General features: G+C 61.2%; 14 protein-coding genes and 1 pseudogene. 2 read left to right on the top strand and 13 right to left on the bottom strand.

What is annotated here, in order from left to right; all coding sequences use genetic code 11:
• Positions 1–63: 63 nt before the first annotated feature.
• Positions 64–1,065 carry a 2-hydroxyacid dehydrogenase gene (locus tag NKJ90_RS08855; protein WP_023758102.1) on the top strand — a complete coding sequence of 334 codons (1,002 nt, stop codon included), beginning with the start codon at positions 64–66 and terminating at the stop codon, positions 1,063–1,065.
• Between the two features lie 31 nt (positions 1,066–1,096).
• Here NKJ90_RS08855 and NKJ90_RS08850 read toward each other — a convergent pair whose 3' ends face one another.
• The 9 genes from NKJ90_RS08850 to NKJ90_RS08810 form a co-directional block, all read right to left on the bottom strand.
• Positions 1,097–1,585, bottom strand: a complete 489-nt coding sequence (locus NKJ90_RS08850; RefSeq protein ID WP_023758101.1) for a GNAT family N-acetyltransferase — start codon at positions 1,583–1,585, stop codon at positions 1,097–1,099.
• Between the two features lie 4 nt (positions 1,586–1,589).
• A complete protein-coding gene (locus tag NKJ90_RS08845; RefSeq protein WP_023758100.1) occupies positions 1,590–2,345 on the bottom strand; it encodes a molybdopterin-synthase adenylyltransferase MoeB in 756 nt (251 codons plus the stop codon).
• 138 nt (positions 2,346–2,483) lie between these two features.
• Entirely contained in the window at positions 2,484–3,623 is a 1,140-nt protein-coding gene (recF, locus tag NKJ90_RS08840) for a DNA replication/repair protein RecF (RefSeq protein WP_023758099.1), read from the bottom strand.
• 186 nt (positions 3,624–3,809) lie between these two features.
• Positions 3,810–4,928, bottom strand: coding sequence for a DNA polymerase III subunit beta (dnaN, locus tag NKJ90_RS08835; RefSeq protein ID WP_023758098.1), 1,119 nt, complete (start codon positions 4,926–4,928; stop codon positions 3,810–3,812).
• 300 nt (positions 4,929–5,228) lie between these two features.
• Entirely contained in the window at positions 5,229–6,701 is a 1,473-nt protein-coding gene (gene dnaA, locus NKJ90_RS08830; RefSeq protein WP_023758097.1) for a chromosomal replication initiator protein DnaA, read from the bottom strand.
• Positions 6,702–7,625: 924 nt separating this feature from the next.
• A complete protein-coding gene (gene rpsT, locus NKJ90_RS08825; RefSeq protein ID WP_013533694.1) occupies positions 7,626–7,892 on the bottom strand; it encodes a 30S ribosomal protein S20 in 267 nt (88 codons plus the stop codon).
• 182 nt (positions 7,893–8,074) lie between these two features.
• Positions 8,075–8,848, bottom strand: a complete 774-nt coding sequence (locus tag NKJ90_RS08820; protein WP_023758096.1) for an enoyl-CoA hydratase — start codon at positions 8,846–8,848, stop codon at positions 8,075–8,077.
• 31 nt (positions 8,849–8,879) lie between these two features.
• On the bottom strand, positions 8,880–9,770 hold the full coding sequence (gene mutM, locus NKJ90_RS08815; RefSeq protein WP_023758095.1) for a bifunctional DNA-formamidopyrimidine glycosylase/DNA-(apurinic or apyrimidinic site) lyase: 891 nt from the start codon (positions 9,768–9,770) through the stop codon (positions 8,880–8,882).
• Positions 9,763–11,004 (bottom strand): phosphopentomutase, encoded by a 1,242-nt coding sequence (locus NKJ90_RS08810; RefSeq protein ID WP_352485919.1) that lies wholly within the window; start codon positions 11,002–11,004, stop codon positions 9,763–9,765. The genes mutM and NKJ90_RS08810 overlap by 8 nt, the downstream gene beginning before the upstream one ends.
• Positions 11,005–11,214: 210 nt before the next feature.
• On the opposite strand from NKJ90_RS08810, the gene NKJ90_RS08805 reads away from it, so the two are divergent.
• Positions 11,215–12,135, top strand: coding sequence for a phosphate/phosphite/phosphonate ABC transporter substrate-binding protein (locus NKJ90_RS08805; protein ID WP_023758094.1), 921 nt, complete (start codon positions 11,215–11,217; stop codon positions 12,133–12,135).
• Positions 12,136–12,234: 99 nt separating this feature from the next.
• Here NKJ90_RS08805 and NKJ90_RS08800 read toward each other — a convergent pair whose 3' ends face one another.
• From NKJ90_RS08800 to NKJ90_RS08785, 4 genes and pseudogenes are all read right to left on the bottom strand, one after another.
• Positions 12,235–12,852, bottom strand: a complete 618-nt coding sequence (locus NKJ90_RS08800; protein ID WP_023758093.1) for a TadE/TadG family type IV pilus assembly protein — start codon at positions 12,850–12,852, stop codon at positions 12,235–12,237.
• A gap of 46 nt (positions 12,853–12,898) precedes the next feature.
• Entirely contained in the window at positions 12,899–13,300 is a 402-nt protein-coding gene (locus tag NKJ90_RS08795) for a pilus assembly protein (protein WP_348626150.1), read from the bottom strand.
• 30 nt (positions 13,301–13,330) lie between these two features.
• Positions 13,331–13,474, bottom strand: a pseudogene (locus tag NKJ90_RS08790) (TadE/TadG family type IV pilus assembly protein); the annotation flags it as partial.
• A 144-nt stretch (positions 13,475–13,618) separates the two neighbouring features.
• A complete protein-coding gene (locus tag NKJ90_RS08785; RefSeq protein WP_023758091.1) occupies positions 13,619–14,041 on the bottom strand; it encodes a pilus assembly protein N-terminal domain-containing protein in 423 nt (140 codons plus the stop codon).
• Positions 14,042–14,139: the final 98 nt, after the last annotated feature.

Raw genomic sequence — 14,139 nt, 5'->3', positions numbered from 1 at the left:
CGGCTTTCAGTTTCGCCGGTCTTGGTTAAAGAGGTCTCAACGAGATCGGGGTACGAGGAAACAATGGCAGGCAAAAAGAAGCCTCTCGTCGTCATCACGCGAAAGCTGCCCGACCCGGTCGAGACCCGCATGCGCGAACTGTTCGACGCACGGCTGAATGTCGAGGACAGGCCGATGACGCAGCCGGAACTGGTTGCGGCGGTCAAGGAGGCCGACGTGCTGGTGCCGACGGTGACCGACCAGATCGACGCGGCACTGATCGCCCAGGCCGGCGACAACCTCAAGCTGATCGCCAATTTCGGCAATGGCGTCGACAAGATCGATGTCGAGGCCGCGGCCAAGAGGGGCATCACCGTCACCAACACGCCCAATGTGCTGACCGAGGACACCGCCGACATGACTATGGCGCTGATGCTGGCGTTGCCGCGGCGGCTGGCGGAAGGCGCCAACGTGCTCACCGGCGACAAGAAATGGGCCGGCTGGTCGCCGACCTGGATGCTTGGCCGACGCATTTGGGGCAAACGGCTGGGCATCGTCGGCATGGGGCGCATTGGCACGGCGGTTGCCAGGCGGGCCAAGGCGTTCGGCCTCTCGATCCACTACCATAACCGCCATCGCGTGCTGCCTGACGTCGAAGACGGGCTGGAGGCGACCTATTGGGAAAGCCTCGACCAGATGCTGGCCCGCATGGATATCATTTCGGTCAATTGCCCTTCGACGCCGGCGACCTTCCATCTGCTTTCGGCGCGGCGGCTGGCGCTGATGCAGCCCACGGCCTATATCGTCAACACCGCGCGCGGCGACATCATCGACGAGGAAGCGTTGGTCAGGCTCATCCAGGACGGCAAGATTGCCGGAGCCGGCCTCGATGTCTATGAGCACGAACCGGCTTTGAACAGCAAGCTGCTGAAACTCGCCGCCAAGCACAAGGTCGTGTTGTTGCCGCACATGGGCTCGGCGACGCTCGAAGGCCGCATCGATATGGGCGAAAAGGTCATCATCAACATACGCGCTTTCGTCGACGGCCACCGCCCGCCGGACCGCGTGCTGCCGCTCAGAACCTGAGGAAATCGAAACGCAGAATGAAAGACCTGGCTTACACAAGAACCTTGCGCATGGTGATCGAGGTCGGCTTGATATAGCCCTCATGCGCCGTCCGCTCGGTTTCGTGAAAGCCGAGTCGGGCAAAGGCTGCATGGTTTGCGGTCAGTTCGATCCGCGTCTGAAGCTCGAGTGCCGCCTTGCCGCGGCTTAGGGCAAGGTCTTCGACCGCCTGCATCAACCGCCGCCCAATACCTTGTCCCTGGCAGTCCGGCGCGACGGCGAGCTTACCGACATAGAGTTCCGCCATCTTTTCAAGGGCAAAGATACAGCCGACGATCCTGCCGTCCTTGAGTGCCGCGAAGCCGGTCTCCCGCCGCGCCTTGTCCCGCAGAGTATCGGCGCTCAGCAGGCGGGCAGAGGAGGGTGGGTCGATCACGTCGTCCATCGAGGCGAAGGCGCGCATGATTAGTGCGAGCACGTCGTCCCAACGGTCGAAATCGGCCGAAATCTGTGTGATGGAGACAGCTTCAGTCTGTTCCACGGGTTCAGTTTCTCTTGTAGCGGATCGTGTCGAAGCGCGCCGCCAGCCCATCATAGAGCAGCAGCCTGCCGACCAGTGGCTCACCGACGCCGGTGATCAGCTTGATCGCCTCCATTGCCTGCAGCGTGCCGACGACACCGGTCAGCGCTCCAAGCACGCCGGCTTCGGCACAGGACGGCACCAGCCCAGGCGGTGGCGCCTCGGGAAACAGGTCGCGGTAGCTCGGATTGGGCTTGCCGTCCTTGCCGTCTTCGAATGGCTTCAACACCGTCACCGAGCCATCGAAGCGCCCGACGGCGGCATGAACCAACGGTTTCCCAGCGCTCGCGCAGGCATCGGCCACCGCGTAGCGGGTTTCGAAATTGTCGGAACCGTCGACGACGATGTCATAGCCGGCGACGAGGGCAGGGGCATTGTCCGCGGTCAGCCGGTATGTGTGCGTTTCGACGCTGGTGTTGGGATTGATGCGGGCGATTGCCGCCTTGGCGCTGTCGGTTTTCAGCATGCCGACACTGTCCGTTCCGTGAATGACCTGACGTTGCAGGTTGGAGAGCGAAATGGTGTCGTCATCGACCACGCCGAGCGTGCCGACGCCGGCTGCGGCAAGATATTCAAGCACCGGCGCGCCCAGCCCGCCGGCGCCGATGACCAGCACTCGCGCCTGTTTCAGCCTCTGCTGGCCAACGCCGCCGATCTCGGGCAGCACGATGTGGCGGGCATAGCGTTCGATCTCGTCGGCGGTCAGGGCGGCAGGGGTCATCGCCGGATCATATAGCGGCTGCAAAATCCTGTCAGGGGCTTAATGCATGTCGCCCAAAAGTGTGGAGCGGTTTTGGGACAACGACATGCATAATCTCATGCACGTCGCCCAAAAGTGTGGAGCGGTTTTGGGACAGAGTTAGATCGTTGGCCCAACTGTGCCGTGGTCGACAGTCAGGAATTGCGCACGCCCCTTGAGACTGGAAAAAAACGCAGCATCGGTTCCGGTCATGAACACCTGGCAGTTCAATTCTTCAAGGATGGAAAACAGCGCCGCGCGCCGCCCGCCATCGAGATGCGCGGCGATCTCGTCGAGCAGCATGATAGGTGTCATGCCCGACATTTCGCCAGTTAGCCGAGCATGTGACAGCACGATGCCGACCAGCAGCGCCTTTTGCTCGCCTGTCGAACAGAGCTCGGCCGGCATCGCCTTGGGACGGTGCCGCACCACCAGATCCGAACGGTGTGGCCCTTCGAGCGTGCGCCCGGCGGCACAGTCGCGGTCGCGGCCGTCTGCAAGCGTCCGGCGGAAGCTCTCCTCGACATCGACTGCCGGTGTGCTGGAAACCGCGGCCTCCAGGTCTCCTGAAAGGCCGATATCGGCCTGCGGAAACGGCCCCGTGTCAGGCAACCTGTCGATCATCGCGGCGAGCAGCCGCACCATCTCGGCCCGCGCCGCGGCGATCGCCACCCCGGTTTCTGCCATCTGCGTCTCGATCGCGTCGAACCAGCGGTCGTCTCGAGACCCATCTGTAAGCAGACGGTTACGACTGCGCATCGCTTTCTCGTAGTCGATCGCACGTTGCCCGTGGCCGGGGTCGATCGCCAGCACCAGCCGGTCGAGAAAGCGCCGGCGATCCGCGGCCGGCCCGGTGAACAACGCGTCCATCGCCGGCGTCAGCCACACCACGCGCAGCCATTCCAGCATGTCCTCGGCCGAACGCGCCGAAGCTCCGTTGATGCGCACCCGCCTGCCGCCTTCGCCGGGGTTGTCGCCACCGGAAATGCCTGTTCCGATCTCGACCTGGCCGTCAGGCCCGTCGAGCCGTACATGCAGGGCAAAACCGCCGTCGCCGCCCTCGCGAGCGACGTCAGCGTAAGGGGCGCGGCGCAAGCCACGCCCAGGTGTCAGAAGGGAGATCGCTTCGAGGAGATTGGTCTTGCCGGCACCGTTGTCGCCGGAAAAAACCACGGCGCCCGGCGCCAGATCGATCGTCAGCGTCGCGTAATTGCGAAAGTTAGTAAGTGTAAGCTTACTTATGTGGGTCTGTGCCGGCAACCGCTATCCGCCTGTAGAGCGTTCATCGTTTCACGGAAACGCCGAACCGCTCTATCTCTTTGTTTCGACGCAATTCCGGACGGAAAGCCGTTTCACACCTTTCCTGGAACTGCTCTGGAAATCGCCGCAACCATCATTCTCGTAGCCGGTCCCGGCTGCAGAGCCGGGCTGATGACTCGGCTCAGGCTACACTCGCATCGGCATCAGCACATAGAGTGCAGTTTCGTCGGCCATGTCGTGGATCAGCGTCGGCGAACCGGCGTCGGCCAGCATGAACTTGGCCTCCGTGCCGGTCAGTTGCGCGGCAACGTCGAGCAGATACTTGGCATTGAAGCCGATTTCGATCGGATCGGACGAATAGTCTGCGGCCAGTTCCTCGGTGGCGCTGCCTGAATCCGGATTGTTGACCGCAAGCGTCACCTGACCCTCGCTGATCGAAAGCTTCACCGCGCGGCCGCGCTCGGAAGAGATGGTCGACACGCGATCGACCGCGGCGGCAAAACTCTGGCGGTCGATGATCAGCTTCTTGTCGTTGCCGGTCGGAATGACCCGCTGATAATCGGGGAAGGTGCCGTCTATCAGCTTCGAGGTCAAAATTACGCTGCCGATGGTGAAGCGGATCTTGGTGTCCGACAGTTCAGTGGTCACCGCGACATCCGGATCGTCCACCAGCTTCTGTAGCTCGCTCACCGTCTTGCGTGGAATGATGATGCCCGGCATGCCCTCGGAACCCGCCGGCGCGTCGATCTCGGCGCGCGCCAGGCGGTGGCCGTCGGTCGCCACGGAACGAAGCTTCAGCTTGCCGCCGACCTCATGCGTGTGCAGGTAGATGCCGTTCAGGTAATAGCGTGTCTCTTCGGTCGAGATGGCGAACTGGGTCTTCTCGATCAGGCCTTTCAAGCCAACCGACTCGAGACGGAAAATATGCGAGAACGATCCGGCCGAAAGCTCCGGGAAGTCGGATTGTGGCAGGCACTGAAGGCGGAAGCTCGATCGGCCTGACGTTACCGTCATGGCATTGCCGTCCTCGTCCGTCTTCAGCATCACCTCGGCGCCATCGGCGAGCTTGCGCACGATGTCGTAGAGCAGATGTGCCGGAACCGTCGTCGCCCCGCCGCGCTCCACTTTGGCGGGCGTCGCTTCCGTCACTTCGAGGTCGAGGTCGGTCGCCTTCATTTCAAGGCTGGCGCCTTCGGCGCTGAGCAGCACGTTGGACAGGATCGGTATGGTGTTGCGCCGCTCGACCACACGGTGGACGTGGTTGAGCGACTTCAGGAGATTTGACCGTTCCAGGATAACACGCATGACGAAACAAGCTCGCTTGAATGAATGACGGGGTCACCAGTAAGCGGCACCCCGCGAAAGGTCTGAACAGGCTCAGAATCTGCGTAGACTGACAGGAAAAAATCAGCGAACGCAAGCCCGCGCGACCGGTTCGGGCCGGCTACGCGGGCTTTCTGGGGATAAAGCGTGCCAAGTCCGCGCGCCAGTGTCGCAAAACCGAAATCCGGGTCGATTCCAGGCGGCGCCACGAGCCCGTTCCGGGCGCGGGCCGCACTGGCAAGCCATTGAATTCCGGCGTTGTTCCGGTTCGCCCCTTTCCGATCAGGCCTGATCGTTGATCAACCGCCTCAACAACTCGAGTTCCTGCGCCAGCGTGTTGTCGTTGCCAGAAAGGTCCTCGATCTTGCGCACGGCATGCAGCACCGTCGTGTGATCGCGGCCGCCGAAACGCCGTCCGATCTCGGGCAGCGAGCGCGGCGTCATCACCTTCGACAGGTACATGGCGACCTGCCGCGGCTTGACGATGGTGCGCGTGCGCCGGTTGGACAGCAATTCGGTCTTCGACACATTATAGTGGCGCGCGACGATGCGCTGGATGTCCTCGATGCGGACCCGCTTCGGTTCGCCGGTGCGATAGATGTGGCCGAGGATTTCGTCGATGCGGTCGATGGTGATCTGCGGCTCGAAGGATTGACGGAACAGCAGCTGGTTGAAGGCGCCTTCCAGTTCACGTCCGCTGCCGGTCACGGTACGGGCAACGTGATTGAGGATCTCTTCCGAAATGTTCAGCGACCCGTCATCGACCCTGGCGGTGGCAAGGCGCAATTTGAGCATGCCAAGGCGCATGGCGAAATCGGGCGCCGACATTTCAAGCGCGACGCCGCCATTGAGGCGCGAGCGGACCCGCGGCTCAAGCGATTCCAGTTCCGACGGCGGCCGGTCGGCGGCAACGACGACCTGCTTGGCGCTGTCGAGCAACATGTTGATCAGGTGGCAGAACTCATGCTGGATGGACTTGCCCTGCAGGAATTGCATGTCATCGATGATGAGCAGGTCGATGTCGCGCAACTGCTCTTTGAGCGTCAGCGCGTTGTTGTCGCGGATTGCGGTGGCAAAGCGCCACATGAAATACTCGGCCGTGAGATAGACGACGCGCGACTTTGGATTCTGCTTCAGCGATTCCGCCGCGATAGCCTGCAGCAGATGTGTCTTGCCGAGACCGACGGTTGCGTGAAGGAAAAGTGGGTTGAAGCGCACCGCGCTCGATTGCGATTCCGCCACTGCCTTGGCGGCGGCGAAGGCCACCCGGTTCGACGGTCCCTCGATGAAGGAGCCGAATGTGTAGCGAGGATCAAGCGGTGACCCCAGCACATTGTGCCGGAATTCGCTCTCGACCGGTGTGCCCGGACGCGGGACCGGTGCACGCTCTGTCCGGCCGGGGCTGACGGTGCCGGCGGCGAGCGCAGTCTGCGTCTGGCGGGTCATCTTGCGTGCCGGCACCACCTCCGCCTCGGCCTGGCTACGGCCCTGGCGGGTCGCCGTGCGCACGACGATGTCGATCTTGAGGAGACCCGGATCCTCCTGCTTCCACAGCTCTGAGATGAGGTCGAGGTAATGTCCGTTGATCCATGAGCGCAGGAATGCCGTGGGCACCGAGATGCGGACAATGCCCTTGGAAGCTTCCGCGACCTTCATGCGGCCAAACCAGCTAGAATAAACTTCGGTTCCCAGACGCGCCTTCAACTGGGCTTTCACCCGGTCGAATTTCTGTTCCGCGTCATTGGGGACCGCCATGTCGCTTGCTCCGATCAAAGTTCCAGGAAATGGGAGGTCGCCCGCAAGCTCCCTTTCGATGCCGCTCTGCATGATCTTTTCCTTGTCCTTCCGTACCTGTTTTCCACCGGGGATGCGCCTCCTGCATCCGGTTCCGGCGACTGCGTCTTTGCTACGATGTCCGCTGCCGCCGCCGGCAGATGAACGTCGCCCACTATCAGCGGGAACCGGTGCCGGCCCATGGAAGCCAGTCCGCGTTGGGTATGTCAGGGCAACACAACACCGTCCGGCGAAAAGAGCGCCGGCCGCCGTCTACCTGCCATGTCTAGTTACGCCAGTCCCCTACCGTATCGAAAAAAGACAAGCCAAATCGGTCCGCGGACTTGATCCGCGTTGCAAATCCCGCCAATTTAAGCTGGCCGATTCAGGCTGGGTTTAAGGTCCAGAGCCCGTCCCTTTCGATGGATCGACATTACCGAAATCGCTGTGGATAGGGCAAGGCCACGTCTAACGGATTTTTAAGGAATCTGGTTACTGGAGGCGAGTTCGAGTGGCGTACCGCAACGGCACATTTTAACAAAGCCATTGTGATTCAAACCCTTTTCCGGCGAATATGAAAAACCGGGTGCTGAGAGAAATATTCTGAAATAATTCACTTGACAGCCACTTGTCCCCCATCGCTCCGGCTCGATGTGGACAAGCTGTGGATCACCGCCGGTAAATGTATGAAAATTAAAGACTATTTCTGGTAGCTAAGAATCTCTAAGTCGGCCGATTTCAAGCATGCTGACCAAGTGCAGGCATGCATACGCCGGCAAAGTATTCCCAATGGACAAATCCGCATAGAACGTCGTTTTCGGACATTCTTTTTAAGTGCTTGCCGGCAAACGAAAAAACCCGGCGCAAACGGCCGGGTTCGAAGAACATCAGTCTAGGCAAGTAATGTTAGGCTGACAGGACTTTGACCCGTTGAGCCAGTCGCGACACCTTGCGGGACGCCGTGTTCTTGTGGATCACGCCCTTGGTTGCGGCGCGCATCAATTCCGGCTCCGCGATCTTGAACGCAGCCTGCGCGGCGGCCTTGTCACCGGAGGCAAGCGCCTCTTCGACCTGGCGGATATAGGTACGCACGCGCGAGCGGCGGTTCTTGTTGATCGCTGCGCGGCGTACGATCTTGCGCGTTGCCTTTTTGGCCGAGGATGTATTGGCCATGATGCCTCTCTTCTGATCTGGTAGGCGCATGCGGGATGCCGCAGGGCGCAAAAAACAAACGGGCAGCCACGGGGCCGCCTCGGTTGGTGCGGCTTATAGTTCAGCTTTTCCGGCGCGTCAACGCTGCCCGGCCTTCTTTTTGGCGGCCAACAGCCAACTTCTTTCCAGCCAAAGGATTGGCGTCAGCGGTTGGTGAAATTCGGCTTCCGCTTCTCGGCGAAAGCCGCCATGCCTTCCTTCTGATCGTCCAGTGCAAACAGCGAGTGAAACAGTCGGCGCTCGAACCGCAAGCCCTCGGCAAGCGTCGTCTCGAAGGAGCGGTTGACAGCCTCCTTTGCCATCATCACCGATGGCAGCGAGAAACTGGCGATCTTGGCGGCCGCCTTCAGCGCCTCATCGACAAGATCGGCGGCGGGCACGACCCGCGACACGAGGCCCGAACGCTCCGCCTCGGCGGCATCCATCATCCGTCCCGTCAGGCACATGTCCATCGCCTTTGCCTTGCCGACGAAGCGGGTCAGCCGCTGCGATCCACCCATGCCTGGGATGACGCCGAGCGTGATTTCGGGCTGGCCGAACTTTGCCGTGTCGGCGGCAATGATGAAATCGCACATCATCGCCAACTCGCAGCCGCCACCGAGTGCATAGCCGGCGACCGCCGCGATAACAGGCTTTCGCGCCCGCGTAAGTTCCTCCCAGCCGACGAAGAAGTCTTGGGCGTAGGCGTCCGCATAAGAGATAGACTGCATCTCCTTGATGTCGGCGCCGGCGGCGAAAGCCTTTTCGGAACCGGTGATGACCATGGCGCCGATACCGGCATCGGCACTGAAGCCGTTCACGGCTGCGACCACTTCGGTCAGGATCTGCGAATTCAACGCATTGAGCGCCTGCGGCCGGTTCAGCCTGATCAGTCCGACCTTGCCATGCGTTTCGGTGATGATCGCTTCATAGGTCATGGCTGCTTCTCCTTGCTCGCGCTCGTCTAACTCACCGCTGACATGTCCGGCAATAGAACGTCGATCGGCCGCTCTGCACGATCCGTTCGATGTGGCCGCTGCAACCGGGCTTCGAACAGGCCTCTCCTTCGCGATCGTAGACCGCGAAGGAATGCTGGAAATAGCCCAGTGACCCATCGGTCTGCATATAGTCACGCAGTGAGGACCCACCCGCAGCGATCGCATCTGATATCACCGAGCGAATTGCCTGGGCGAGTTGTTCGCTTTGAGCATGGCCTTTCTTTCCCGGTTTGGCGATCGTGCCCGCCTCGCGCAGCGGCGATAGGCCGGCGCGCCACAGCGCCTCGGAGACATAGATGTTGCCGAGCCCGGCGATCAGTCGCTGGTCGAGAAGCGCTGCCTTCAGTGGTGATCGCCGCCCTTTCATCAACGAGGCAAGCAGTACGCCGTCCAATGTGTTGCCCGTTGGCTCAACGCCGAGCCCGGCCAGCATCGGGTGAACGTCCGGCGATCCTTCCGCAAACAACATGAAACCGAAGCGGCGTGGGTCGTTGAAGATCACGCGGGATCGGACGCCCGCCGGAGATACGACATGGAAGACGACGTGGTCGTGATTGGAACTCTTCGAGCGGTCATGCTGGAAGATGCCAGGCATGTCGCTGCCGTCCGTCGTCTCGATGCGGAATGAGCCCGACATGCCGAGATGGCAGATCAGCACCGGACCGCCTTCCAGGTCCATCGTCAGATATTTGGCCCGGCGGCCGAGGGCCGTGATCGTCTTGCCGGTCAGCCGCTGCGAGAACTTCTCGGGAAATGGAAAGCGCAAATCCGGTCGGCGCGCCTCGACACGGGCAATGGTGGCGCCTTCCAGGACCGGCTGCAGTCCACGCCGGACGGTTTCGACCTCCGGCAATTCAGGCATGGCCGCCAATCGCCGTATAGAAGGAAGTGCCGTAACGGCCGTGCGCCAGCCCAAGATGCTCGGCCACCGTTTCACCGATGTCGGCGAATGTCGTTCTCAGCCCGATGTCGCCGCCCTTGAAACCCGGTCCGGTGCCGATCACCGGAATGCGCTCACGCGTATGATCGGTACCGCGCCAGGTCGGATCGTTGCCGTGATCGGCCGTCAGGATGAGAAGATCGCCCTGCCGCAGCCGTGCAAAAGCCTCCGGCAGTCGCCGGTCGAACGCTTCGAGCGCGGCAGCATAGCCCGCAACATCGCGGCGATGGCCGAATTCGGTGTCGAAGTCGACGAAATTGGCGAAGATGAGATCACCGTTGCCGGCATCATCTATCGCGCCCAGCGCCTCGTTGAACATCGCCATGTTGCCCGCCGCCTTGCGCTCTTGCGAAATTCCGCGATGGGCGAAGATGTCGCCGATCTTGCCGATGGCGATGACACGGCTACCACGCGCCGTCAGCCGGTCGAGCAGCGTCGGCTCCGGCGGTGGCACGGCGTAGTCATGGCGGTTGTACGTTCGCTCGAAAGTGGCGGCGGTTTCGCCGATGAAAGGCCGCGCGATAACCCGTCCGATCCGCAGTGGGTCGACCAGCCTGCGCACCACCTTGCAGAATTCATAAAGCCGCTCGAGGCCGAAATGGACTTCATGCGCGGCGATCTGCAGCACCGAGTCGACAGACGTATAGCAGATCGGCATGCCGGTACGGATGTGCTCCTCGCCAAGCCGCTCGATGATCTGGGTGCCCGGCGCATGACAATTGCCGAGAATGCCCGGCACCTTGCCTTCGCGGATCATCGCCTCGGTCAGTTCGGCCGGAAAGGCGGGAACCGTATCCGGGAAATAGCCCCAGTCGAAGCGCACCGGCAGGCCGGCGATTTCCCAATGGCCCGACGGTGTGTCCTTGCCGCTTGAAACCTCCTGCGCGGCGCCGTGGAAGGCAGTGGCGAGCAGATCTGTCCCGCTACTGGCAAAGCCCAGTCCCGTCGCGGTTTCGGCAGCCTTGCCAAGCCCGAGCGAGGCCATGTGGGGGACAAACAGCGGTCCACTGCGAAGCCCTTCGCGATCCGCGCGGCCTTCTGCGCAGGCCTCGGTGATGTGCGCGAATGTGTTGGCGCCGGCATCGCCGTATCGATCGGCGTCGGCGGCGCCACCGATGCCGAAGGAGTCCAGAACGAAGAGGAAAGCGCGCGCCATCGAGTTGTTGCCAGTTTGAACGACCAGACATAGGGTTCCGCGACTTCATTGGCAATTCGGAAACCAAACGGCAACGGCCAGGCGTGATGGTCCAGTGATGTCGCCCAAAGCTGCGCAGCGGTTGGGCAACGACAGGCATAAACAAGGAGTGCATGTCGCAACGGTGCGTCGGATGGGCATGGGTCTAGAAAAACAGACGGCGGTTTTGTCATGAGCGTTGCGCTGAAGGCGACTGCCGCTCTCATGCTGGTGCAGGCCACGCTCTGGTCCAATCCGGCACATGCCGACTGGCGCGACGATATCGGCACGTTTCGCATCGGCATCGTTGCCGAGCCAGGCGCCGGCAATACCGTTCCGGGGCTGGCTGTGTTGACTGACGCCTACACCAAGGCTCTGGGCATGAAGGTCGAGTTTGTAGTTGCCCGCGACTATGCCGCGCTGATCGAGGCGCAGGCCAATGCCCGCATCGAATACGCGATCTATTCGGCGACCGCCTATGCGACGGCCTCGCAGCGCTGCTTATGTATCGAGCCACTTGTGGCTGCGGTCGATTCCGACGGCGCGACCGGTATCCGCTCCGTTCTGCTGACCCGGGACGGCAAGCTGCCCAATCTGGCGGCGATGGAGAGCCATCGCATCGCCATTGCGCCTTCTGACAGTGTCGGCGGTTCTCTCTTGCCACTGGTGGCGTTGGCCGAAGAAGGCCGCAAGGTCGCGGAAGATGCACCGTTTCTGGTCCGCGCCGACTCGGCTGCGGCAGCCGAAACGATGCTGATCGATGGCAGGGCCGATGGTCTGTTCGGCTGGGTGACGGCCGCGGCCGACGGCCAGCCGGAAGCATCGGGCACGCAGGCAAGGCTCGAAGCGGCAGGCCTTTCAGCGGCGGAACTTCGGGTCGTATGGACGTCTGGCCTGCTAAGATATGGTCCCCACGCGGTGCGCAGCGATCTCGACCCTGAAGCCAAGCGACGGCTCACCGTGTTCCTCACCAACCTCAGGTCGACGACTCCGGACATTTACCACCTCCTGGAACCGAAACATTCCGGTGGCTTCGCTGCCGTTGCCCCAAAGGACTACGAGATGGCCGCTTCTATTGTGCGCTTCGTCTCGGGCAGAAGTCAGCAGCAGTAGCGCAATTCCAAAACGGAAAATCTGCGTAACGGCTTCTCACCTGCAATCGCGGTGGATTAAGAGCCGGAGCGGTTCTGCAAACTGCCTGGCCGTCATGGTTCAACAGTCGCTGCAAGTAACCGCCACGCTTCTGCGGGGACGCAGATAATAGGTTTCGCCCATCGTTATGTTGCTGAAAGCCGAGGTCAATCCGAGCTTTTGCTGGTCGCTCGCCGTCCAGGCGATGACCGGGATGTAGCCAAGATTGCTTTCGGCGCGGATGAGGAAGGTGTTGGCGACCTTGAGCGATGCTGGAACCGTGGTCTCCGTGGTCGCGGCGGCGCCGGGGCCGGCGACGCCTGCGACCAACTTGCGTGACCATACCACCGATGCCTTCGTCCCGTCGGCCGAGACCTGTATTGCCGTTATGGTGATGCTCGGGTTCGAGCGGTTGTAGGGTTGAAGGGTGACGGAGCCGATCTTCATGATGCCGTCGATGTCGGCCTTGAGGACGCTTGTCTGCTGGGTGACGAGATCGGCCACCATGCTGCCGATACGACTGACCTTCTTGCTGGTCTCGATGGCCTGTGACGCCTCCATTGTCAGGAAATACATGATCAGCAGAATAGGCATGATCAAGGCGAATTCGACTGCCGCGATGCCGCGGCGATCGGACCAGAATCGACTTGCTTTCCGCCAAATTCCCGTAATCCCAAGATGTGCCCCCGCACGCATCATGCCCATTGCCTTTTTTCTTCTTGCTGCTCGTGCATCCGCCTCGAACTCAGTTGTCGAACGGCTCGTTCTGCCAGGTTACCGATGCGAAATGCAGCGTCTTGTTGCCGCCCATCGACTGCGCCAACAGGTCGGTCATAATAGGCCATTTGTAAAAGACCCGAAGCATGTTCCGCGACCCCGCCGCCCCCCCCGTAACGACAAAGTCCTGCTCGGCGGTGCCGTTCGTCAGCTTGACGTCGTTGTCCTTGATCTTGAAGCCGGCCAAGGCCGCGTCTGCAAATGTCGCATATTGACGGAGATCCACCAGCAGCTGATTGGGACAATCCTGCGATACCATGATCTCCAGTTTTGTGCAGATCGTGGTCGTCAAACTGTCTTTGGTGACGTCGGCCGCCTTCAACTGGCCAGTGCGCAATTGGCGCGCGACATCATCGGTGATGTTGGCCATCACTTCCTGGCTGGCGAACGAGATGCAGCTTTCCAGAATGGCAAAGACAAGCAGCGCGAACGGGACTGAAAGGATTGCGAATTCGATTGCCGTGGCGCCGCGCCGGTCGCGAAAAAAACGGCCGAAAAACGCTGGGCGTCTCGCCTTGTGTTCGCCTGCGGAGCCGAATTCCATGCTCATGTCTGATCCTGCCGGTGTCTTTGCGGTCTCGGAAGGAGCATTAGCGCGAACCGATTGAAGTCCGGTTTGGATGATCGTTAAAGTCAGCGTTGGCTTCTTAACCAGCCGATAACCTGAACGGCATTCAGCTGCACCATCCTAATGACTGACACTCATTTCAGCTTCGGAGGACTTCTCCGCATCGCTCTTGTAGGAGCTTTCGCAATAGGGCGTGCAGGACATTGTCTGGATTTCGGCGCGCCTATAGATACGCACAGATGAGGCAGCCTGCCGCATGACGGTAACCTGCTCGTCGACGATTGGGCTGCCATCCGCATCGAGCACGACCAGATTGGTGACGCCGAAGCCTTTGCCGGTCAGCACGATCGTCGAGGCATCCTGCACGGAAGCGTCGGCGATTGCCGGGTTGCCGACCACTATTGTGTCGGCGGGGCGCGACAGTTTGACGATCTTGGCCTGGTTCATCGTGACCTCGATGCCGGCGCCGGCCATGACTGGCGCGACGAAGGTTGTGGCGGCAAGAAGCGCGGCAATCACGATTGACGATCTCGGCTGGGCCATTGAGGCGCTCCACGCAAGCAGACTGATCAACGGAACATGAACGAGATTGGTGAACCAACGGTTAAGCATACGGTGCTGCCAATGGTGTCATGGTCGGC

It is taken from the genome of Mesorhizobium sp. M0051 (assembly GCF_040323235.1).
In the GTDB taxonomy this organism is placed as follows: domain Bacteria; phylum Pseudomonadota; class Alphaproteobacteria; order Rhizobiales; family Rhizobiaceae; genus Mesorhizobium.
The sequence above is the reverse complement of the archived record's forward strand: the minus strand, read 5'-3'. Positions and strand labels throughout refer to the sequence as shown.